Raw genomic sequence first — 19,934 nt, forward strand, 5'->3', positions numbered from 1 at the left:
TTCGTCGACGGTGCTGCCCTGCCCGAGGTGACCGGCTGTGCGGCAGTTCACCGTCGACGACGGATCACCGGTCGGCGGGCACCACCCGGCCCGCGAGCAGCACGCCGAGCAGCCCGCAGCCGGCGGCCACGGCCAGCGTCGTCGCGAAGCTCGCCGGGCCCGGCGCCGAGCCCGCGGCCAGCACGGCCCCGGTCAGCGCCAGCACCGTGGCGGCGGCGAGCGAGTCGCCCAGTTGCAGCGCCGAGCTGTTCCGGCCCTGCTCGGCCGGGGCCGACAGCGCCAGGGTGAGCACCGACAGGGACGGGTAGAGCAGCCCCATCCCGAGACCGGCGACCGACCACGCGAGCACGGCGAGCGCCACCGGCACGGCCGGCAGCAGGGCCACCGCGACACCGGCCGTACCGACCGCGATGCAGGCCAGCCCGACCCGCGGCAGGGTGGCGGCGGACCGCGGCGCGGCGATCCGGCCCTGGATCCAGGAGCCCACCGACCAGGAGAGCGCGCCGACGGTCAGCACCAGCCCGGCCGCGGTCGGCGAGAAGCCCCGCTCCCGGGACAGCATCAGCGGGATCACCACCTCCGCCCCGGCGAACGCCGCGGAGGCCAGGCCACGCAGGCCGATCACGGTCGGCAGTCCCCGCGCGGCCCGCAGGAAACCGGCCGGCAGCAACCGCGGTACGCAGGCCAGCAGCCCGGCCAGCGCCGCGCCGATCAACGCGACGGCGAGCGCGCCGCGCTGCTGCCCCCCGTAGTGCAGCAGTGCGGCGCTCGCCCCCGCCCCGCAGGCCCAGCCGATCCGGGCCAGCGCACCGGCCGGCGGCCGGGTCGGCACGGCCGCACCCAGCGCCCGCAGCCCCGGCTGGACCAGCAGCACGGCCGGCAGTGCCACCGCCGGCACCGCGAGGAACACCCAGCGCCAGCCCAGGTGCTCGACGATCAGCCCGGCCAGTGCCGGACCGACCAGCGACGGGACGACCCAGGCCGCGGCGAACGCGGCGAAGATCCGCCGCCGCAGCTCCTCCGGGTACGCCTGAGCGACGATCACGTAGAGCGCGACGGAGAGCAGCCCGGAGCCGAAGCCCTGCACGACCCGCCCGACGACGAGTACCTCCATGGTGGGCGCGGCGCCCGCCACCACCAGCCCCGCCACGAACCAGGCCACCCCGTGCCACATGGCCGGGCGGGGGCCGCGGGCATCGCACCAGATGCCCGAGGCGACCATGGCCACCACACCCGAGGCGAACGGGCCGCCGAACGCGAGCGCGTAGAGGCCGAGCCCGTCCAGGGTGCGGGCCACCGTGGGCATGGCGGTGCCCACGGCGAGCGCCTCGAAGGCGAGCAGCGAGACCAGGGCGACGCTGCCCACGGTCATCGCCCGCAGCCGCGGCGACCAGAGATGTGCGGGCGGGGCCGGCGGTGCGGCGGTGACGGTCGACATGGGCTCCAGCTTCGTTCCTCAACCAGGATTGAGGTCAACGGTGAGCCCCGTCTCGTTACGCGGCCTCCAGCGCCTCACCGACTCCCTTGACCAGTCCCGAGTAATGCTGGTCGGCCAGGAGGTGCCCGGCGGTGATGACGAGGGCCAGCGGCCACTCGATGACCTGGAGCGCGGCGAGCACACCGAGCCCCGCGTAATAGGTCAGCTTGTCGGGCGGCGGCACCGCCACCTCGCCCAGCACCGGGATCTCGACCCGCCGGCAGTACGTCTTGATCATTTCCCGCGAGCCGTTGAGGCTCCGTGTCAGCGTGCTCATCCGTGCCTCCCGGGTTCCAACGACGACCTTCATCTCCGGGCGGCATTCCACCGACCTCCCCGTCCATGCCCCGGGCAGCGCGGGAAACTTCCGCCGCCGGAGGGGCATAACGGACGCCGCGCCGGGAAGTCGGGCCGCCGGGACCAGGCACGGGAGGCGAGATGACGTTCGGCTGTTGCGGTGGGAGCACCGGGGAGCGGGGCCGGAAGCCCGGCCGTACGCCTCGATGACCTCGCTGGGCCGCGTCGCCGGCCTCCTCCTGTCGCCGGCCACCGTGCCCGACGCGATGGCCCGGATCGCGCGTACGGTCGCCACCGCCGTGCCGGACACCGCCCGTACCGTCGGATCCGCCCTCCCGGAGACGGCCCGGAACGCCGTGCCGGACAGCGTCGCCGGCGCGGCGGGCAGCGTGGGGTCGGCGGCGGCCCGGCTGGCCCGCCTCGCCGGGCTGACCCGGCGCCGGGTCTGGTCGCGGGACGGGCGGCACCACATCGAAGTGCACGGCGTCTGCCAGGACGGCGGGGACCGGCTGGCCCGGCAGGTCGAGGCGGCGCTGGAGTCGCTGCCCGGGGTGGTGTGGGCCCGGGTCAACGCACCGTCGGGCCGGGTGGTCGTGGCGGTCGAGGAGCCGAAGCCGAAACTGCGCGACCTGATCGCCACCGTGGCGCGGACCGAGCGGGCGTGCCCGCACGAACCCGACCCGGAGATCCCGCCGCCGCACCCGCCGGAGGAGGGACCGCGCACTCCCCGCACGCTGGGCGCGCTGGCCTCGGACGCGCTCGGCCTGACCATCTCGGCGGCCACCCGGATCCTGCCGTTCACCCCGGTCCCCGGCGAGGTGGCCGGCTTCCTCGCCGCGGTCGACCTGCACCCGAAGCTGCACGCGCTCGCCGACCGGGGCCTGCGCGCCGACCCCCGCGCCGATCTGCTCTTCCCGCTCGCCGAGGCGGTGGCCCAGGGGCTCGCCGGCGGCTGGACCGGCATCGTGCTCGACGGGGCGCAGCGGGTGGTGCAGTGGGGCGAGGCGCGGGCCCAGCTCGTCGCGTGGTCGAAGGCCGAGCCGCGGTTGACCGGCGAGCCGGACCGCGCGGTCGCCCGGGTGCCGGCCGGCGAGCGGCCCTGCCCGGTCCCGGACGGCCCGGCGGAGCGCTACGTGAGCCGGATGCTCGCCGCGGGTGCGGCGGCCGGTGCCGCGGCGCTACCGGTGGTCGGCGGGAAGCGCGCCGCCGCGCTGGCCCTGTCGTCGCTGCCGAAGGCTCCGGGCAGCGGCCGCGAAGGGTACGCGGCCCAGCTCGGCCGGATGCTCGCCCGGCGAGGCGTCATCGCCATGGACCGCAGTGTGCTGCGCGAGCTGGACCGGATCGACACGGTGCTGTTGGACGCCGCGGTGCTCGGCTCCGACCGGGGCGTGCTGGCCGACCTGGCACCGCTGCCCGGTGCGGACACCGGCCAGGTGGCCGGCCGGGCGTTCGCCCTGTTCGACCCGGCCGCCCCGGACGCCGTGCGGAACGCCGACGGCTGGCGGCTCGGCCCGCTCGACCGGATCGACGCCGAGGACCCCGGTGACACCCCGGACAGCGCGCGGCTGCGGGCGGACGGCGGCCGGCTGCTGGGGCTGGCCGAGGACGGCCGGCTCACCGCCGTGCTGCGGGTCGAGCCGGAGCCCGTGCCCGGGGTGGACGCCCTGGCGACCGCCGCCCGCCAGGCCGGCCTGCGGCTCGTGGTCGCGGGCGACGACGACGGCCGGTACGACTTCGCCGACGCCCTCGTGCCCGGCGGGGCCGGGCTCGCCGACTCGGTCCGCGACCTGCAACGCGAGGGCGCGGTGGTCATGGTGGTGTCCGGCGACCGGGCCGCGCTGGGTGCCGCCGACTGCGGGCTGGGCGTCTCCGCGCCGGAGGACCTGCCGCCCTGGGGAGCGCACCTGCTGGTCGGCGACGACCTGCGGATCCCCACCCTGCTCGTCGACGCGACCGGGGTGGCCCGGCGGATGACCGGGCAGAACATCCGGATCGGTCTGGCCGGCACCGGGCTGGGGGCGCTCAGCGCGTTCACCGCCGACCGGGAACGGCTCCCCGGACGGACCCTGGCCGCCGTGAACGGGGCCGGCGCCCTCGCCTTCGCGCATGGCGTCTGGCGGGCCCAGCGCCTGCCGGACCGGACCCGCACGCCGGTGCCCACGCTGACCGCCTGGCACCTGATGCCGGTGGAGACCGTCCTCGACCAGCTCGGCACCCACGCCGAGGGGCTGACCGGCGACGAGGCGGCCCGCCGGCGGCGTGCGGTGACCGGGGACGGGCACGGGCCGGCCGGGCTGCTCCGCGCTTTCGTGGACGAGCTGTCGAACCCGCTGACCCCGGTGCTCGCCGCCGGGGCGGTGCTCTCCGCCACGTTCGGTTCGCTGGTCGACGCCGCCCTGGTCGGCGGCGTCGTGGGCGGCTCGGCGCTGATCGGGGCGGTGCACCAGCGCAACACCGAGCGCTCCCTCGCCGAGCTGCTGTCCCGCTCGGCGGTGACCGCCCGGGTGCTGCGCGACGGCGCCGAGCAGGTGGTGGCCGCCGAGGAGCTGGTCGCCGGGGACGTGGTCGTCGTGGAATCCGGCGACGCCATCCCGGCCGACTGCCGGGTGCTGACCAGCGACGGTCTGGAGACCGACGAGTCGTCGCTGACCGGCGAGTCGCTGCCGGTGGGCAAGGGCGCCGAGCCGGTGGTGGCCGCCGCGGTCGCCGAGCGGCACTCGATGCTCTACGAGGGCACCACGGTCGCGGCCGGACACGGCACCGCCGTGGTGGTGGCCACCGGCGAGGAGACCGAGGCCGGGCGGAGCCTCGCCCTGGCCCGGCAGGCACCCCCGGCCAGCGGGGTGGAGACCCGGCTCGGGAACCTCACGAGCGCCGCCGTGCCGCTGGCCGCCGGCTCCGCCGTCGCGGTGGCCGGGGCGGGGCTGCTCCGGGGCGTACCCCTGGTGGAGACGGCGGCGACCGCCGCGAACCTGGCCGTGGCCTCGGTGCCCGAGGGGCTGCCGTTCCTCGTGAGCGCGGCGCAACTGGCGGCGGCGCGGCGGCTGGCCGAGCATGGCGCCCTGGTCCGCAACCCACGGACCATCGAGGCGCTGGGCCGGGTCGACGTGCTCTGCTTCGACAAGACCGGCACCCTCACCGAGGGCAAGCTGCTGCTGGCCGGGGTGGGCGGCGGCGGCGACCGGTACGCCCCGCCGGACCGGCTGGACGGACCGCTCCGGCTGACCCTGGCCGCGGCGCTGCGGGCCACCCCGGCGGCGGCCGACCCGGACGAGCTGCCCCAGCAGACCGACCGCGCGGTACGCCGAGGCGCGGGCACCGCCGGCGTCGTGGAACAGACCGGCGCGCCGGACTGGACCGGGGTGGGTGGGCTGCCGTTCGAGCCGTCGCGGGGCTACCACGCCACCGTCGGCCGCACCGCCGACGGGCTGCTGCTGAGCGTCAAGGGCGCGCCCGAGTCGGTGCTGCCGCGCTGCGCCGCCCGGCGGACCGCCGGGGGCGACATCCCGCTGGACCCGGCCGGGCGGGACGCGCTGCACGCGATGCTCGCCGAGCGGGCCGGTGCCGGGCACCGCATCCTGGCCGTGGCCGAGTGCGCCGTGGGGGCCGAGTCGGTGACCGACGAGCAGGTCGACGGGCTGGTCTTCGTCGGCTTCCTGGCCCTCGCCGACGGGGTCCGGGAGAGCGCCGCGCCCGCCGTGCGACGGATCCGGCAGGCCGGCGTGCACACCATCATGATCACCGGTGACCACCCGGCCACCGCCGAGGCGATCGCCGCCACCATCAGTCCCGACCACGGCGAGCAGCGGGTGGTCACCGCCACCGAGCTGGACCGGCTCGACGACGAGGCGCTCGCGGAGCGGCTCATGGCCACCGACGTGGTGGCCCGCTGCACCCCGGCGCACAAGGTGCGGATCATCCAGGCCCTGCAGCACCGCGGCCGCACGGTGGCCATGACCGGCGACGGCGCCAACGACGCCCCGGCTATCCGCCTCGCCGACGTGGGCATCGCGCTCGGCCAGCGGGGCACTCCGGCGGCCCGCGCCGCCGCCGACCTGGTGGTCACCGACGACCGGCTGGAGACGATCATCGCGACCCTCGTGGAGGGACGGGCCATGTGGTCGTCGGTCCGCCACGCGCTGAGCATCCTGGTCGGCGGCAACCTCGGCGAGATCGCGTTCAGCGTCCTGACCGCCGCGAGCACCGGCCGGTCCGCGCTCACCGGCCGGCAACTGCTCCTGGTCAACCTGCTCACCGACCTGGTGCCGGCGCTGGCCATCGCGGTCCGCCCGCCCGCCGCCGACGGTGCCGACGGTGCCGACCACCTGCTGCGGGAGGGACCGGACACGTCGCTCGGCGAGACGCTGACCCGCGAGATCGCGCTCCGGGCCGGGGCCACCACGCTGGGCGCGACCGCCGGCTGGACGCTCGCCCGGTGGACCGGCCGGGAGCGCCGGGCGGCCACGGTCGCGCTCGCCTCGCTGGTCGGCACCCAGCTCGGCCAGACCGTGCTGGCCGGTGGCACCAGCCCCGCCGTGCTGGCCTCCACCGTCGCCTCGGTCGGCGTCCTGGTCGCCGTCGTGCAGACGCCCGGGGTCAGCCAGTTCTTCGGCTGCACCCCGCTCGGTCCGGTGGGCTGGGGCATCGCCGCCGGCTCGGCGCTCGGCGCCACCTTCGCCAACGGCGCGCTGACCCGGCTGGTCGAGCGCCTGCCCCAGCCCGGCCCCCATCCGCATGCAGATACCGACCAGGGGTACGGCAAGGAGCACGACGCCTGAGGTGACCCCCTGACGCGGCTCGCCGCCCGCGCCGGTGAGCCGGAGGGGGCGGCGAGCGGTGGGTTCGGTCAGGAGCGCTCGGAGATGGCCTCGATGAGGTCGCCCACCGGGCGTTCGGGCAGCGAGCGGGCCACGTCGGCGACGGCCACGATGCCCACGAGCTCGTGTCCGTCGATCACCGGCAGCCGGCGTACCTTGTGCTCGCCCATGGTCCGCAGGATCTCGGCCGCGTCGTCGTCCGCGCCGATGGTCACGGCCTCGCCCTGGGCCAGCTCACCGGCGGTCACCGCGGCCGGGTCCTTCCCCTTGGCCAGCACCTTCACCACGATGTCCCGGTCGGTCACCATGCCCTTGAGGCGGTTGTCGTCGCCGCAGATCGGCAGCGAGCCCACCCCGAGCTCGGCCATCCGCCGGGCGGCGGTCCGGAGGTCGTCCTGCTCCCGGACACAGCTCACGTCGCTGGTCATGATCTCGCGTGCGGTCGGCATTGGCATGACACCTCACTTTCGGGGGGTTGTTACCCGTACCTCCTACCCCGGCCGGTCGGAGCCATGCCGGCGACATGGACGGCGGACCGGTGGGAACACCGCCGGTTGGAGGTGATGGAGATGCCGTTCGTGCAGGTCGTCGAGTATCAGACCGACCGCCCCGACGAGGTACGCCGGCTCAGCGAGGAGTGGACACGCGAGCACCCGTCGCCCGGGCCCGCCCGGGTGACCCTCGCCGAGGACCGGGACAGCCCGGGCCACTTCGTGATGGTCGCCGAGTTCGACAGCTACGAGCAGGCCATGGCGCACAGCGGCCGCCCGGAGACCGGGGAGTACGCCGAGCGGATGCGCCGGCTCGCCAGCGGCGAACCCCGCTACGTCAACCTGGAGGTCGCTCAGCAGATGGCGTGACCCGAACGGGCCGGCCGGCAGCACGCCGGCCGGCCCGCCATTCACGGACGCCGAGCGATGCATTGACTACCTTGTGTGGATGGTCCGCGACGAGCAGCGCCCGCTCCCGTCCCCCGCATCCGGTGTGGGATGGGGCCCGGCTGGAAAAGGTGACGTCGTGTCGCGACGTCTGCTGAACGGCCGGTACCAGTCCGAGGAGTTGCTGGGCACCGGCGGCATGGGCGAGGTGTGGCGCGGCCGGGACCTGCGGCTGGACCGACCGGTCGCGATCAAGGTGCTCACGGCGGCCGGCGTTCGGGAGCCGATGGCCGCGGAACGCTTCGACCGTGAGGCCCGCACGGCGGCCCGGTTGACCCACCCGCACATCGTCGCCGTCTACGACTTCGGCACCGAGGAGGACCGCTCCTACCTGGTCATGGAGCTGGTGGAGGGACGGACGGTCGGCGACCTGCTCACCGCGGGTCCGCTCCCGTTGGACCAGGCGCTGTCGATCGCCGTCCAGACCTCTGACGGGATCGCCGCAGCGCACGCCGCCGGGGTCGTGCACCGCGACATCAAGCCGGGCAACCTCATCGTCACCCGGGCCGGCACCGTGAAGATCTGCGACTTCGGCATCGCCCGCCTACCCCGGCTGGCCGGGCAGAACACCCTCACCGGCCCGTCGACCAAGCTCGGCACCAGCTCGTACATGTCACCGGAGCAGGCGCTCGGCGGTCCGGTGGACCCCCGCACCGACCTGTACGGCCTCGGTTGCACCCTCTACGCGATGCTCGCCGGCGTCCCGCCGTTCGCGGGTGACCCGCTCAGCGTGCTGCACCAGCACATCAACGAGCCACCCCCGCCGCTGCGGGACCGCCGGCCGGACGTACCCGTCGACCTCGACGCCCTGGTGTCCGAACTGCTCGCGAAGAACCCGGCCGACCGGCCCGCCGACGCCGCCGTGGTCCGGGAGCGCCTCGCGGCCCTCCTGCCCCGCGCCGGCACGCCGCTCGCGGTCGTCGCGGTCGACCCCGCACCGGCCGAGCCCGGGGCGGTGGTCCCGCCGCCGCCCGCACCCGTGCCGGCCGCGCCGACGACGGACCCGGGCGACCGAGCGGCACGGTCCCGACGCGGGCGGCTGCTGGTCGTCGCCGGGCTGATCGGCCTCGCGCTGCTCGCCCTGGCCGGTGTCACACTGCTCGACGGGGACGGCGAGAGGTCGCTGGCGGAGCCCAGCCGGTCGGTCGCCCCGCCCGCCACCACCCCGGCCGCGCCGAGCGCGCCGGTCGTGCCGCTCACGGTGGCCCCGACCACGTCACGATCGCGGACGCTCGCGCCGCAGACGCGGCGCCCGGCCGCCACACCGACGCTCAGCCCCCGGTCCGTCTCCGCGACGCCGAGTGCCACCCGGCCCCGGGATCCGATCGTGGCCCTGCGGCTGTCGATCCAGGAGCAGGTGGCGGAGGGGCAGCTGAACCCGGACGAGGCCAAGGACCTGCACGCCAAGGTGGACGCGATCGCCAAGGAGACCGCCGAGGGGGACACCGAGCAGGCACAGGAGCAGATCAAGAAGCTCCGCGACAAGCTGAGCGAGTTGCTCCGCGGCGGCAAGCTCACCGCCGCCGGCTACGACGCGCTCAGCGCCGACGTCGACCGGGTCGCCGCCGAGCTGGCCTAAACCGGTCGAGCCGGGTGCCGCCGGGCGGCTAGGGTGCCGCCGTGCCGTCACCTCGCCTGGAGCAGATCACCCCGGACAACGTCCTGGCCGCCTGCGCGATCGCCGTCCGTCCCGACCAGGAGGGGCTGGTCGCCCCCGTCGCCCGGTCGCTCGCCGAGGCGTACGCCCGGCCGGCCGTCGCCTGGCCGCGACTGATCGTCGACGACGACCGGCCGGTGGGCTTCCTGATGGCCTTCCTCGACATCCAGTGGCGGCCGGACGACCCGGCCGACGTCCGGTCCGGCCTGTGGCGGCTGAACATCGCCGCCGACCAGCAGGGCCGGGGCTACGGGCGGTTCGCCGTGGCGGCGGTCGCGGACGAGTTGCGCCACCGGGGCACGGACCGGATGTTCGTCACCTGGGCGCCCGGCCCGCACGGCCCGGAACGCTTCTACCACCGCCTCGGCTTCCGGCTCACCGGCGAGACGAGCGGTGACCAGGTGGTCGGCGCACTGGACCTCTGACCGGTCAGTGCCAGGTGGCGGCGGCCCGCCGCAGCCGGTCGTTGATCGCCCGGCCGACACCGACCTCGGGAACCGGCTCGGCCACGATCTCGGTGACCCCGGCGGCGTCGAGCCGGTGCAGGGCGTCGAACAGCCGCGCGGCCGCCGCCGTCAGGTCACCCTCGGGCGACAGCACCTCCACCGCCGCCCAGTCACCCCGCGCCGGCGGCTCCCGGAAGGCCAGGAACCCGCGCCGGCCGCCGTCCGCCTCGGCCGCCGCGCCCAGCCGCAACGGGGTACGCGGAGCGTAGTGCGCGGCCAGCGTCCCGGGCGCCACCGGCTGGCCCGAGCTGCCCGGCCGTACCTCGACCGGCCCGGCCGCCTCGACCAGCGCCTCCACGGGCAGCGCGCCCAGCCGGAGCACCACCGGCCGCTCGCCGCGGGCGTCCACGATGGTCGACTCGATCCCGCAGCGGGTCGGTCCGCCGTCGAGCACCACGTCCACGGCGGCGCCCAGCCCGGCCACCACGTGCTCGGCGCGGGTGGGGCTGAGCTGCCCGAACCGGTTGGCGCTGGGCGCGGCCACCGGCACCCCGGCGGCGGCGATCAACGCCCGCGCGGACGGCTCGTCGGGCACCCGCACGGCCATGGTGTCCAGACCGGACGTGACGATCGGCGGGATGGCCGCCGGCCGGTCCACGATCAACGTGAGCGGGCCCGGCCAGAAGCGCTCCACCAGTGCGGCCACCGCGGGCGGCACCGCGCCGACCAGACCGGGCAGGTCGGCGGCGTCGGCCAGGTGGCTGATCAGCGGGTCGAAGCCGGGGCGGGCCTTCGCCTCGAAGATCCGGGCCGCCGCCCGGGCGTCCAGCGCGTTCGCGCCCAGCCCGTAGACCGTCTCGGTGGGGAAGGCGACCAACCCGCCGGCGCGCAGAACGGCGGCGGCCTCGGCGACGCCGCTCTCGGCCGGCAGGACGCGCGGGGATCCGGTGCTCACGCACCGACGCTAGCCTGCCGGAACGGCCGGCCCCGCACTACCCTGCCCCCATGGGCAGGCGGGTGGCGCTCACGGTGGCCGGCGTCCTCGTGCTGGTCGGCTGTCTCGGCCTGCTGACCGCCGTGCCGGCCGTCCAGCGGGCCATCTCGCCGCACGCCGAGCCGGCGCCCCTCCCGGTCCGGCTCGTCGGCCAGCGCTACGACGACCTCACGGTCGACCTCCACCCCGGCCGGTACGCTGTCTGGGCCACCCGGCCGACCAGCGCCCCGGACGCCGACCGGTGCCGGGTGACCGGCCCTGACGGGCGGCCGGTCCCGGCCGCCGATCCGGGTCACGTGGTCGAGTGGACCGAGGTGGCCACCGACGACACGGTCTGGACCTGGACCGCCACCTTCGCCGCCCCGGCCACCGGCGGCTACCGCCTCACCTGCCGGCTGGACCCCGGCGCCCCCGGCCAGCAGTACGCGGTCACCCGAGAACCGGACCGCGGCCTCACCCTGCGCCTGCGGCTGGCGCTCTGGCGGGGACTGCTGGTGGCGGCCCTGCCGGCCGGTCTCGTGATCCTCGGCATGACGCTGACCTGGCGCCGCCGCGCGGACTGAACTCGTTTGCGGTCCCCACCGGGCCGAACCAGGATGGTCGCCGTGACCCGGATGAAGATGCACGCCGACGAGGTGCAGACCGACAGCGACCTGGTCCGCCGGCTGCTGGCCGGGCAGTTCCCGCACTGGACCGACCTCCCGCTCCGCCTCGTTCCCTCGTACGGAACGGACCACGACATCTACCGGCTCGGTGACGACCTGGCGGTGCGGCTGCCCCGGATCGGCTGGGCCACGCGGCAGGCGGCCCAGGAGGCCGAGTGGCTGCCCCGGCTCGCCCCGCACCTGCCGCTCGCCCTGCCCGTGCCGCTGGCCATGGGTCGCCCCGCCGAGGGCTACCCCTTCGACTGGTCGGTCTACGAGTGGCTGCCGGGCGAGAACGCCGCCACCGCCCGGTACGACCCGGAGGCGGCGGCGGTCGACCTGGCGGCCTTCATCACGGCGATGCGGCGGATCGACACCGCCGGGGCGTATCCTCGGCGGCCCCGAGCCCGAGGTGCGGACCTCGCGGAACTGGACGAGGGGGTCCGCGACGCGGTGCGGCGGCTCGGCGACCGGGTCGACGGCGCCGCGGTGCTGCGCGCCTGGCAGGAGTCGCTGGACGCGCCGGCCTGGGACGGGCCGGGCGTCTGGCTGCACGGCGACCTGCTGCCCGGCAACCTGCTGGTGGTCGACGGCCGGCTCGCCGCCGTCATCGACTTCGGCGGGCTCAACGTCGGCGATCCGGCCTGTGACCTGCAACCGGCCTGGAACATCTTCGCCGGCGCCAGCCGGGCCCGGTTCCGTGCCGAGTTGGCGGTGGACGACGCCTCCTGGCTGCGCGGCCGGGGCTGGGCGCTGCTCCAGGCGGTGGTCGCCCTGCCCTACTACTGGGACACCAATCCGGGGATCGTCCGGCAGACCTCCCACGCGCTGCGCGAGGTGCTCGCCGACGCCGGCGGGTAGAAACGGTGGTGGTGCTCGGCCGGCACGGGCGGGCCCGAGGGAGGGACCGATGACTGACGAAGACCGCCCGCGCAAGCGCGTCGAGAGCGCCGACGATCTGGTCACCTGGTTGCAGTGGCTAGCCGACGAAGTGGCCCGGGCCCCGGACGCCGTGGTGAACCTGGAACTCGACCGCTTCCTGGCGGCCTGCGCCACCCAGCTCCGCGACCGGGTACGCCTCCAGCGCCGGGCGGGCCGGGCCGGGCCGGCCCAGCCGTCCTGGCAGCTCGTCGCCGACGTGCTGTACGACGCGGCCCACCACTACTGACCGTCGAGCCGGTCGGCGGGGTCCGGCTCGGTGCCGGGCAGGGTGGGCGCGTCGGTGGGATAGAGGCCGGCGGCGAAGCCGTACACCTGGTCGCCGGCGCGGGGGATCTGGGAGAAGCGGCGGGCGAGGGCCTGGACCTCCGCCCAGAACGTCCGCACCTCCTCGATCGGGATGCGGGCGTGGACGAGCGTGCACCGCAGCTCGTCGGCGGCGTGGGCCGCGGCGGCCTCGGCGGCCGCCTGGGCGAGGCCGTTCATGCCCGCCACGACCTGCTTGTCCTCCGGCCGGTTGAGCACGCCCACGTAGAAGGTACGGGCGACCCGGCCGTAGAACCGTTCCTCGATGGCCCGTACGCGCCGCGTCCGCACCACCCGGAGCAGGCCGGCGTCGACGAGCAGGTTCACGTGGTACGCCACGCTGCTCTTCGGACGGTCGACCGCCCGCGCCATCTCGTTGACCGTGGCGGCCCGCTCCAGGACCAGCTCCAGCAGGGTTCCGCGCAGCGGGTCGGCCAGGGCGCGCAGCTGCTCGGGCGCCGTGACCACGAGCATCTCGTCGAGGTCGTAATCCGGGATCTGCTGATTGACCGACATTTCTCGACCGTTCTAGAATTCTGGATCATTCGATCACTCTGGTTCGATGACAGGAGTCTAGAGATGGCCGAGATCGTTCTCTTCCACCACATCCAGGGGCTCACCGACGGCGTCCGCGCCTTCGCCGACCAGCTGCGCTCCGGCGGGCACACCGTGCACACCCCCGACCTGTTCGACGGCGAGCGGCCGGCGACCCTCGAGGAGGGCGCCGCGCTGACGAAGCGCATCGGCGGCGCGGTGCTCGACGAGCGCGCCGACCGGGTCGTGGCCGACCTGCCGAAGGACCTCGTCTACGCGGGCCTCTCCTTCGGGGCCGCCACCGCGCAGCGGCTCGCCCAGACCCGGCCCGGCGCTCGCGGCGCCCTGCTCTACGAGTCCTGCCTGCCGGTCACCGGCGAGTGGGCCGTCGGCCCGTGGCCGGACGGCGTTCCCGTGCAGATCCACGGCATGGACCAGGACCCGTTCTTCGCGCTGGAGGGCGACATCGACTCCGCCCGCGAGCTGGTCGGGATCGTCGGGCCCGAACGTGGCGAGCTGTTCGTCTACCCGGGCGAGGTCCACCTGTTCACCGACAGCTCGCTGCCGTCCTACGACGCGGACGCGACGGCTCTCGTGCTGCGTCGTTCGCGGGAGTTCCTCGATCGGCTGGGCTGACCGGTCAGTGGCACAGCACCACCACGTTGACGAAGAGGCCGCACGACGCGACCGTCGCCAGCGAGATCGCGCCGACCGCCCGGAGCGCGACATCCGCGCCACCACGTCCGCGCCAGGTGACCGGCAGCGTCTGCTCCACGACGACCAGGGACACCCAGCCGAACAGCAGCAGCGTCAGATAGAAGTCCCACGCGGGGTTCGCGAACGCGCTCGCGTTGCCGTTACCCCCGTAGTTCGGGCAGTCCTCGAAACGGGTGATCGGCCGGAGGATCGCCAGCAACGCCAGGAAGAAGGCGCCGCCGATCAGGCAGGCCCGGAAGCCGCTGACCCGCGACGGCCGCTTCCGGTCCTCGATCATCGGCTCAGACTAGACGCGCGCCCGTCCGGGCAGGGGGTCAGGCCGCGTAGCCCGGGTCGGCGACGGTCTCGGCTATGCGGGTCAGCCAGTGCAGGTCGTTGGCGCGGGATTCCGGGCTTGCTCGGGAATTGAGGATGCTGTCCAGGAACACGGCGACGTCGTCGAGGTGCCGTTCGGCGCGGTAGTAGCTCAGCAAGGTCGGGTCCGGTTCCAGCGGCCCGTAACCTCGGCGGAACAGTTCGGCCCGGCGTGCGTTGATCGGGTGGTCGCCGAAGTCCTGGCTGTGGACGAACATCAGGTCCCGCTCGCGCGGCGCGAGAATCGGGGCGTCCCAGTCCACGACGTGCAGGGGACCGTCGCCGTCGGCGATCAGGTTGCCGGGGTGGATGTCGGCGTGGCAGATGACGTGTCGGCCGCGCGGCACGCGGGCGGCGAGGTCGTCGACCGTCTCCGACAACCGGTGCAACGCGGCACCGTACCGGCCCCAGAAGGCGCTGAGGGTTTCGCTCGCCGCAGCCTGCTCGCCGAGCACCCGCAGCCGCTCGCCGGCGCTCGACCGGTAGGTCTCGACCGGCAGGACCGCGGCGACGTCGGCGGTCGGCGTGACCGCGTGCAGCCGGCGCAGGAACTCGCCGTACTCGATCCACTGGCGGTCGGTGAGGCCGTGACCCCACAGGCTGCCGCCGTCGTGGAACGGGTAGAGCAGCAGCCGGTGATCCCCGAACCCGCGACCGGCCCCGCCGTCCGGCGGGTCGATCGGCGCCACGACATGCCGGACGCCGTGCGCCCGGAGGAAGCCGGGCAGCAGGACGGCCGCCGGGGTGAACTCGCCATGGCGCAGCTTCAGGAAGTAGCGCCCGCCGTCGGAGGTGTCCACCCGGTACGCCCACGCGCGCCCGTCGAGCCCGAGCGGCAGGAACACGAGGTCGGTGACGTCGACGGCCCAGGCGGCGGCCACCTCGGCCGCCAGCAACCGCTCGTCGATGCCGGGCTTGTCGATCACGACCCGAGCGTCGCAGCCGGCAGCCCGCCCGGCAAGGCGGTTTCGATCGACGTCCTCATGAACCCACCCGTACCGCCTCCGGCATGCGCTGGAAGGTCACTTCGCCGCTCCGGAACAGCAGGAGCAGCCGGGGCGGCACCCGCAGGCGTCGGTCTCCTCCGCCTGGACGGTCAGTGAATTGGCACCGCCGACCGGCACCGCGCAGCAGGTGTCGCCGCGCCATGCCTCCCGGCCCTCCTTGACCGCCACCGCGGCGATGACCAGCGCGGCCAGCGGATCGGCCCAGGACCAGCCGAACAGGCTGTTGAGGCCCAGGCCGACGAGCAGCACGGCCGACAGGTAGGTGCAGAGCAGGGTCTGCTTGGAGTCGGCCACCGCCGACCGGGAACCCAACTCCCGCCCGGCCCGCCGCTGCGCGGAGGACAGCACCGGCATGATCAGCAGCGAAAGGGCGGCCAGGATCAGGCCCACGGTGGAGTGCTCGGCCTCCCCGTCGCCGGCCAGCGCACGCACGGACTCCACGGTGACGTACGCGGCCAGCGCGAAGAACGACACGGCGATGATCCGCAGCGCCACCTTCTCCCGCGCCTCGGGATCACGGCCGGCGAACTGCCACGCCACGGCGGCCGCCGAGGACACCTCGATGACCGAATCGAGGCCGAAGCCGATCAAGGCGGTGGAGGAGGCGGCGGCACCGGCCGTGATCGCCACCACCGCCTCGATCACGTTGTAGGTGATCGTCGCGGCCACCAGTAGCCGTATCCGGCGCGCGAGCACAGCCCGTCTGGCGGCGAGGCCCCCGGGCTGGATCCGGAGCAGCGGGGCGGACATCAGCAGCAGTCCTTCTCGTCGGCGTCCGCGCACACCATCGGGTCGACCGTCAGGACCAGGCTCAACAGATCACCCAGGGCGTGCGCCAGCCGTACGTCGGTCAGCTCGTAGCGAGTCCGCCGGCCCTCGGGCACCGCCACGACCAGACCGCAGCCGCGCAGGCAGGCGAGGTGGTTGGACAGGTTCTGGCGGGTCGTGCCCACCAGGTCGGCCAGGTCCGCCGGATAGCCCGGAGCGTCACGCAGCGCCAGGAGCAACCGTGCTCGGGTGGGATCGGACAGTGCGTGGCCGAACCGGGCGAGAACCTCTCCGTGGGTCAACGTCTCCACCTCCGTGACAATACAGCATCCGCTGTATTCATCGGAGGCTGTACCTTCTGGTATCTGGTACGAGGGAGGCGCGGTGAGTAAGACGTGTTTCGTCGAGTTCAACGGATCCGGCTTCTGGGCGCTCAGCGACAGCCTTGCCGTCCTGCTCGGCCAGAGCGTTGTGGTGGCGGAAGAGATGGCGGCTGACCGGCGCTCAGCAACCTTCGCGGACGTGATCCATCAACTTCGCGTGAGTGCGGTCGTGACGGACCTCGGCCTCCTTGTCGACGCGGCCTGGCGTGGTACTCGACTCGACCTGCTTCTGCACCTGATCGAGGAGGCGAACCGGAGACTGGCGCAGCGAGGGCGTGTCACAGCGTCAGAGGTGGCAGGCTGGACGGCGCTGGGCGACGACGTGATCGAACTGCGGCGCGACACAGTGGAGACGGCGCCGGTGATCGAGCTCGGGCAGGCCGTGTTACACCTGCTCCGCGGAACCCTTCCGTCCGCCCCGAAGGGGACGTGGTGGTTCTACGGCGTGGAAGGTGGCCCTCAGATCATCGTCATGCGGAACATGAAGAGCTGATAGGAATTGCTGGTGGAGCCCAGGGGAAAGCGCGATCATGATACATCGGGGGTGTAGGCGTCCTTTGACCTGCTGTCATGTCCGATTGACTTCCGTTGCCTGACACCTGTTTGCGGCCTCAGGTGGTCCCAATGTGGTCCCGATGATCTTGTCGGACGCACCCCTGCCACCCCTGCCTTGCAAAGATCAAGACTGCTGTCGGCTGATGCCGACCGATGCCGTTGACCTGCTCGTCACGTCAGCTCGCGTCCGCTCATGACCGGGTTGGTCAGCCGGCTTGGCTGTACGGATGGCTGTACAGCCGGGGCATGTCGTCATCTCTGGCAGCCAAGGTCTTCACCACCGGGTAGAAAGCTGATCTCAATCCCAAGCTCCCCGTAGGTGTGAGGACCTGGCATAGCCCGCCCATACCCGAGGAGCAGACGGACCTGTTGCCCGTTGATAACACGATCGGCGCAGAACAGGTTTGTCTGTCCTGGTTCGGGCGAGATTCTCCAATGACCCGCTGTTAACAAGGTGCGGTAGTGAGTGAGAATCGGGTCCATCGTCGTGCCCGGCGGCAAGCCGATGTCCGCACTAACACGCCCCCATCGGTCACTCTCATCGCCGCAGGGGAGCTGTCCGATGCGGTCGAGGGTGGTGCCGAGCGGAGGCGAGGTCAGCACAGGATCTCGTGTCACCTGCTCGGCCAACCGGTGGTCGCTTTCTGTGCACGCGATCTCCTCAAGCGGGCCGGCCTTCTTCGTGAATTCCTGCACCCTCGGACCACACAGCGCCACAACACCGACAAGCACCAGCCCTGCTACGGCGGCGCGGGCTAAGACCTGTTGCGGCATGGGGTGAGAGTAAGACAAGTGCCGGCGTTCGTTGGTCCTGGCGGATGTCCTCGTCGGGCAGTCGCCAGACCGTCCAGCCGCCCCGGACGGGGACCAGGTGGAGCGCCCTACCGGACGAGTCTCAATGGTGGTCCTCAGGGCTCGGCGTGGCGACCGAGGGATTATGAGATCAAGTTTCCGGCTCAGACAACCTGGGCATGCGGGTTTAGCAGCGGAAACACCTCTCGGCATCTCCCATCACTCCCCCGCCATCCGTCGACCTCTTGCGGACTGGATGCGGACTGCACGGCCAGACGGCGGCCTTGGGATTGGAAGGAGATCGCGGATGGCTGGTCGGGTGGCTTCGCTCCTGGTCAGCCCGTCCGTCGTTGTCGGGCATCGTCGGCGCTTGCAGGCTGTCTTGGCTGTACCGATGGCTGTACGACATGCTGACGTAGACCCTCTGATCCCTCGATGGGAGCGCTGAGGGCGCTGCATCGGAATGCGGAGGGGCACCAGTGCTTGTCGACCACCTGACGAGGGCCCTCGTGACAGCAATGGTCGCGATGGTTGAATTCGTCGAGTCGGGCCGGGATGTAGAGCGCATCGCCTTGAATACGCTGGAAGAGATCGCATACCTGTTCGGCGAGATGAGCTCCGACGAACGCCAAGAGTTCCGTGACCTGTTGGAGCGCGTTGCGGCAGCGCAGCCCGAACGCGCCGACTTCATCCGCAGCCTGCCAGGCTCGCTGGGTTTGAATCTGGAGTCGTAGAGCGGATCTCTGGCCACGCCGAGAGCGTCGGCGCGGTGTCGTGGGTGACGTGCTGCGGGCCGCCCTCGGTCACCGGGACCATCGGTAATGTGGTCCCGATGTGGTCCCGACGATCTTGCGGCGTGTCGCGCCGCAGTTCAGAGGCGGTATTGGTGGAGCCCAGGGGACTTGAACCCCTAACCCCTGCCTTGCAAAGGCAGTGCTCTGCCAGTTGAGCTAGGGCCCCGAGGTGGGCGGATTCGCCCGGTGCTGGCAGTCCGAGGAGGCGCGGTCAGCGCAGGTCGGGCGCGGTGGTCGCCTCGTGCCAGAGCGCGCGCTCGTCGTTCGAGGCCTTGATCTTCTTGGCCACGACGGCGGCCACGCCGACGACGCCGGCCAGGATCAGGAGCTTCTTGAACATGGGCTTTGACCCCTCGCGCTCGACTACCGTCGGACGATGTGCGGTGGGGCTAGCTGGAATCGAACCAGCGACCTCAGAGTTATCAGCTCTGCGCTCTAACCGACTGAGCTATAGCCCCGCGTAGCGACGAGCAAGGTTAACCCATCGCCGCCGTGGCTCCCAAATCGGGGGGCCGTGGCGGCGCGCTCACCCGCGCCACCATGAAACTACCCGGACATGCGACGCCGGGGCGACCGCTTTCCGCGGTGCCCCGGCGTCGTTCGGGTCAGTCCCGCTCGGCGAGCGTCAGCTCGATCCCGCCGACCAGGTCGGCGCAGACGTTGTAGACGAACGCACCCAGCGTGGCCAGCGCGGTGAACAGCACGACGTTCACCAGACCGATCAGTGCGGAGCTGAGAATCACGCCCTTGGCCGTGATCCGGAAGCCCCCGCTGCCCTGGCCGCCGCCGGCGTTCACCAGGTCGGTCAGGCTGTCGTTGACGCTCTTGAAAACGCCCATGGCGTCCAGCGCCAGGTAGAGCACCGAGGTGGCGACGACCACCACGATGAAGAGCACCACGGAGACCGCGAACGCGAACTTCATCACGGACCACGGGTCGATCCGCTTGAGGTTCAGCCGGGCCCGGCGCGGTCCGCGCGACGCGGCCGAGCTGACCGAGGTACGCGCGGCGCGTACCGCCTCACCCACGCGGGCGGCTCCGACGGCCGCCGCGCCGCTGATGCCCGGCGGCAGGCCGCCGCCGTTCGCGGGGCGGCCCGTGGCGCCGGGACGGGCGCCGTCCGGCGACGGCTTGGGCGCGGTGCCCAGCCCGCCGCCGACGCGCGGCTGGGTGCCGGTGGTGCCGGTGGACGGCCGGGCGGCCGCCGCCGGGGTGGCCGGCTGCTGGGCCGTGGCGGGCTTCGCCGCGGCCGGGGCGGCCAGGCCGTCGGCCGACGTCGGGGCGTCGACCTTGGTCTCGGCCTGGTCGGAGGACCGCGAGTCCTCGCCGGGCTTGTCCGGCGGCGGAGTCATGCCGGGGGCCCGGGTGAACTTCGGGGCAGGCGCGTCGGCGGGGACGGTGGCCCGGCCCACGGCCGCGCGGCCGGTCGCTGGTGTACCGCCCTGTGCGGCCTCCTCGTCGACCGGGTTGGCCGAGGTCCCCTTGTTCCCCGACTTCGCCTGTGTCTCCGTCATC

22 protein-coding genes and 2 tRNA genes are annotated in these 19,934 nt (G+C 73.6%); 10 read left to right on the forward strand and 14 right to left on the reverse strand.

The features are described 5' to 3' along the window. Positions 1 to 64: 64 nt before the first annotated feature. Both ABZW14_RS25890 and ABZW14_RS25895 read right to left on the reverse strand, forming a co-directional pair. Positions 65 to 1,438 carry an MFS transporter gene (locus ABZW14_RS25890; RefSeq protein ID WP_355351188.1) on the reverse strand — a complete coding sequence of 458 codons (1,374 nt, stop codon included), beginning with the start codon at positions 1,436 to 1,438 and terminating at the stop codon, positions 65 to 67. A 55-nt stretch (positions 1,439 to 1,493) separates the two neighbouring features. After that, on the reverse strand, positions 1,494 to 1,754 hold the full coding sequence (locus tag ABZW14_RS25895) for a hypothetical protein (RefSeq protein WP_355351190.1): 261 nt from the start codon (positions 1,752 to 1,754) through the stop codon (positions 1,494 to 1,496). Positions 1,755 to 1,980: 226 nt separating this feature from the next. Between ABZW14_RS25895 and ABZW14_RS25900 the strand changes: the two genes are divergently transcribed. Next, complete coding sequence (locus ABZW14_RS25900; RefSeq protein ID WP_355351291.1) at positions 1,981 to 6,552, forward strand: HAD-IC family P-type ATPase; 4,572 nt, start codon at positions 1,981 to 1,983, stop codon at positions 6,550 to 6,552. Between the two features lie 68 nt (positions 6,553 to 6,620). On the opposite strand, the gene ABZW14_RS25905 is transcribed toward ABZW14_RS25900, so the two are convergent. After that, on the reverse strand, positions 6,621 to 7,040 hold the full coding sequence (locus tag ABZW14_RS25905) for a CBS domain-containing protein (RefSeq protein WP_355351192.1): 420 nt from the start codon (positions 7,038 to 7,040) through the stop codon (positions 6,621 to 6,623). A gap of 120 nt (positions 7,041 to 7,160) precedes the next feature. On the opposite strand from ABZW14_RS25905, the gene ABZW14_RS25910 reads away from it, so the two are divergent. The 3 genes from ABZW14_RS25910 to ABZW14_RS25920 all read left to right on the forward strand — a co-directional run bounded on the left by ABZW14_RS25910 (position 7,161) and on the right by ABZW14_RS25920 (position 9,611). Continuing rightward, on the forward strand, positions 7,161 to 7,451 hold the full coding sequence (locus ABZW14_RS25910; protein WP_355351194.1) for a hypothetical protein: 291 nt from the start codon (positions 7,161 to 7,163) through the stop codon (positions 7,449 to 7,451). A 157-nt stretch (positions 7,452 to 7,608) separates the two neighbouring features. Next, positions 7,609 to 9,108: a protein kinase gene (locus tag ABZW14_RS25915; RefSeq protein WP_355351196.1), complete on the forward strand. Its 1,500-nt coding sequence runs from the start codon at positions 7,609 to 7,611 to the stop codon at positions 9,106 to 9,108. A 41-nt stretch (positions 9,109 to 9,149) separates the two neighbouring features. Then, a complete protein-coding gene (locus tag ABZW14_RS25920; protein ID WP_355351198.1) occupies positions 9,150 to 9,611 on the forward strand; it encodes a GNAT family N-acetyltransferase in 462 nt (153 codons plus the stop codon). 4 nt (positions 9,612 to 9,615) lie between these two features. Here ABZW14_RS25920 and ABZW14_RS25925 read toward each other — a convergent pair whose 3' ends face one another. Then, positions 9,616 to 10,563, reverse strand: a complete 948-nt coding sequence (locus ABZW14_RS25925; RefSeq protein ID WP_355351293.1) for an L-threonylcarbamoyladenylate synthase — start codon at positions 10,561 to 10,563, stop codon at positions 9,616 to 9,618. Between the two features lie 74 nt (positions 10,564 to 10,637). Between ABZW14_RS25925 and ABZW14_RS25930 the strand changes: the two genes are divergently transcribed. The 3 genes from ABZW14_RS25930 to ABZW14_RS25940 are packed head-to-tail and all read left to right on the forward strand — an operon-like array spanning position 10,638 to position 12,438. Continuing rightward, the gene (locus tag ABZW14_RS25930) at positions 10,638 to 11,189 is read left to right on the forward strand and encodes a hypothetical protein (RefSeq protein WP_355351199.1); all 552 of its coding nucleotides are present in this window, start codon (positions 10,638 to 10,640) and stop codon (positions 11,187 to 11,189) included. A gap of 51 nt (positions 11,190 to 11,240) precedes the next feature. Further along, positions 11,241 to 12,131, forward strand: a complete 891-nt coding sequence (locus ABZW14_RS25935) for an aminoglycoside phosphotransferase family protein (protein WP_355351295.1) — start codon at positions 11,241 to 11,243, stop codon at positions 12,129 to 12,131. Between the two features lie 49 nt (positions 12,132 to 12,180). Further along, positions 12,181 to 12,438 (forward strand): hypothetical protein, encoded by a 258-nt coding sequence (locus ABZW14_RS25940; RefSeq protein ID WP_355351201.1) that lies wholly within the window; start codon positions 12,181 to 12,183, stop codon positions 12,436 to 12,438. On the opposite strand, the gene ABZW14_RS25945 is transcribed toward ABZW14_RS25940, so the two are convergent. Beyond that, entirely contained in the window at positions 12,432 to 13,031 is a 600-nt protein-coding gene (locus ABZW14_RS25945) for a helix-turn-helix domain-containing protein (RefSeq protein ID WP_355351203.1), read from the reverse strand. The two genes, ABZW14_RS25940 and ABZW14_RS25945, sit on opposite strands and share 7 nt — an antisense overlap. Before the next feature lie 63 nt (positions 13,032 to 13,094). Here ABZW14_RS25945 and ABZW14_RS25950 point away from each other — a divergent pair, with 63 nt between their 5' ends. Then, the gene (locus tag ABZW14_RS25950) at positions 13,095 to 13,685 is read left to right on the forward strand and encodes a dienelactone hydrolase family protein (protein ID WP_355351205.1); all 591 of its coding nucleotides are present in this window, start codon (positions 13,095 to 13,097) and stop codon (positions 13,683 to 13,685) included. A 4-nt stretch (positions 13,686 to 13,689) separates the two neighbouring features. Here the strand turns inward: ABZW14_RS25950 and ABZW14_RS25955 are convergent, their stop codons facing one another. The 4 genes from ABZW14_RS25955 to ABZW14_RS25970 form a co-directional block, all read right to left on the reverse strand. After that, on the reverse strand, positions 13,690 to 14,043 hold the full coding sequence (locus ABZW14_RS25955) for a hypothetical protein (RefSeq protein ID WP_355351207.1): 354 nt from the start codon (positions 14,041 to 14,043) through the stop codon (positions 13,690 to 13,692). Positions 14,044 to 14,080: 37 nt separating this feature from the next. After that, positions 14,081 to 15,046, reverse strand: coding sequence for an aminoglycoside phosphotransferase family protein (locus ABZW14_RS25960; protein ID WP_355351209.1), 966 nt, complete (start codon positions 15,044 to 15,046; stop codon positions 14,081 to 14,083). Positions 15,047 to 15,142: 96 nt separating this feature from the next. Further along, a complete protein-coding gene (locus ABZW14_RS25965; protein ID WP_355351211.1) occupies positions 15,143 to 15,877 on the reverse strand; it encodes a cation transporter in 735 nt (244 codons plus the stop codon). Further along, a complete protein-coding gene (locus ABZW14_RS25970) occupies positions 15,877 to 16,206 on the reverse strand; it encodes a metalloregulator ArsR/SmtB family transcription factor (RefSeq protein ID WP_355351213.1) in 330 nt (109 codons plus the stop codon). The genes ABZW14_RS25965 and ABZW14_RS25970 overlap by 1 nt, the downstream gene beginning before the upstream one ends. A 73-nt stretch (positions 16,207 to 16,279) precedes the next feature. On the opposite strand from ABZW14_RS25970, the gene ABZW14_RS25975 reads away from it, so the two are divergent. Then, positions 16,280 to 16,771, forward strand: a complete 492-nt coding sequence (locus ABZW14_RS25975) for a hypothetical protein (protein WP_355351215.1) — start codon at positions 16,280 to 16,282, stop codon at positions 16,769 to 16,771. A gap of 314 nt (positions 16,772 to 17,085) precedes the next feature. Here the strand turns inward: ABZW14_RS25975 and ABZW14_RS25980 are convergent, their stop codons facing one another. After that, a complete protein-coding gene (locus tag ABZW14_RS25980; protein ID WP_355351217.1) occupies positions 17,086 to 17,607 on the reverse strand; it encodes a hypothetical protein in 522 nt (173 codons plus the stop codon). Between the two features lie 527 nt (positions 17,608 to 18,134). On the opposite strand from ABZW14_RS25980, the gene ABZW14_RS25985 reads away from it, so the two are divergent. Then, the gene (locus ABZW14_RS25985; protein WP_355351219.1) at positions 18,135 to 18,359 is read left to right on the forward strand and encodes a hypothetical protein; all 225 of its coding nucleotides are present in this window, start codon (positions 18,135 to 18,137) and stop codon (positions 18,357 to 18,359) included. 150 nt (positions 18,360 to 18,509) lie between these two features. Here the strand turns inward: ABZW14_RS25985 and ABZW14_RS25990 are convergent. From ABZW14_RS25990 to ABZW14_RS26005, 4 genes are all read right to left on the reverse strand, one after another. After that, positions 18,510 to 18,585, reverse strand: a tRNA-Ala gene (locus ABZW14_RS25990). Positions 18,586 to 18,630: 45 nt separating this feature from the next. Beyond that, complete coding sequence (locus tag ABZW14_RS25995; RefSeq protein WP_208818042.1) at positions 18,631 to 18,759, reverse strand: DLW-39 family protein; 129 nt, start codon at positions 18,757 to 18,759, stop codon at positions 18,631 to 18,633. Between the two features lie 44 nt (positions 18,760 to 18,803). Continuing rightward, positions 18,804 to 18,877: transfer RNA gene (locus tag ABZW14_RS26000), tRNA-Ile, on the reverse strand. A 147-nt stretch (positions 18,878 to 19,024) separates the two neighbouring features. Next, positions 19,025 to 19,933, reverse strand: a complete 909-nt coding sequence (locus tag ABZW14_RS26005) for a DUF3566 domain-containing protein (RefSeq protein ID WP_355351221.1) — start codon at positions 19,931 to 19,933, stop codon at positions 19,025 to 19,027. Position 19,934: the final 1 nt, after the last annotated feature.

The sequence above is a fragment of the Micromonospora sp. NPDC004551 genome (genome assembly GCF_040609975.1).
Taxonomy (GTDB): domain Bacteria; phylum Actinomycetota; class Actinomycetes; order Mycobacteriales; family Micromonosporaceae; genus Micromonospora.

What these genes read in the sequence shown, in the direction of transcription:
- ABZW14_RS25910 (WP_355351194.1), top strand. Translation starts at nt 7,161, where the DNA reads ATGCCGTTCGTGCAGGTCGTCGAGTATCAGACCGACCGCCCCGACGAG.
- ABZW14_RS25930 (WP_355351199.1), top strand. Translation starts at nt 10,638, where the DNA reads ATGGGCAGGCGGGTGGCGCTCACGGTGGCCGGCGTCCTCGTGCTGGTC.
- ABZW14_RS26005 (WP_355351221.1), bottom strand. Translation starts at nt 19,933, where the DNA reads ATGACGGAGACACAGGCGAAGTCGGGGAACAAGGGGACCTCGGCCAAC.
- ABZW14_RS25890 (WP_355351188.1), bottom strand. Translation starts at nt 1,438, where the DNA reads ATGTCGACCGTCACCGCCGCACCGCCGGCCCCGCCCGCACATCTCTGG.
- ABZW14_RS25945 (WP_355351203.1), bottom strand. Translation starts at nt 13,031, where the DNA reads ATGTCGGTCAATCAGCAGATCCCGGATTACGACCTCGACGAGATGCTC.
- ABZW14_RS25895 (WP_355351190.1), bottom strand. Translation starts at nt 1,754, where the DNA reads ATGAGCACGCTGACACGGAGCCTCAACGGCTCGCGGGAAATGATCAAG.
- ABZW14_RS25950 (WP_355351205.1), top strand. Translation starts at nt 13,095, where the DNA reads ATGGCCGAGATCGTTCTCTTCCACCACATCCAGGGGCTCACCGACGGC.
- ABZW14_RS25980 (WP_355351217.1), bottom strand. Translation starts at nt 17,607, where the DNA reads ATGCCGCAACAGGTCTTAGCCCGCGCCGCCGTAGCAGGGCTGGTGCTT.
- ABZW14_RS25940 (WP_355351201.1), top strand. Translation starts at nt 12,181, where the DNA reads ATGACTGACGAAGACCGCCCGCGCAAGCGCGTCGAGAGCGCCGACGAT.
- ABZW14_RS25965 (WP_355351211.1), bottom strand. Translation starts at nt 15,877, where the DNA reads ATGTCCGCCCCGCTGCTCCGGATCCAGCCCGGGGGCCTCGCCGCCAGA.
- ABZW14_RS25900 (WP_355351291.1), top strand. Translation starts at nt 1,981, where the DNA reads ATGACCTCGCTGGGCCGCGTCGCCGGCCTCCTCCTGTCGCCGGCCACC.
- ABZW14_RS25935 (WP_355351295.1), top strand. Translation starts at nt 11,241, where the DNA reads ATGAAGATGCACGCCGACGAGGTGCAGACCGACAGCGACCTGGTCCGC.
- ABZW14_RS25905 (WP_355351192.1), bottom strand. Translation starts at nt 7,040, where the DNA reads ATGCCGACCGCACGCGAGATCATGACCAGCGACGTGAGCTGTGTCCGG.
- ABZW14_RS25995 (WP_208818042.1), bottom strand. Translation starts at nt 18,759, where the DNA reads ATGTTCAAGAAGCTCCTGATCCTGGCCGGCGTCGTCGGCGTGGCCGCC.
- ABZW14_RS25955 (WP_355351207.1), bottom strand. Translation starts at nt 14,043, where the DNA reads ATGATCGAGGACCGGAAGCGGCCGTCGCGGGTCAGCGGCTTCCGGGCC.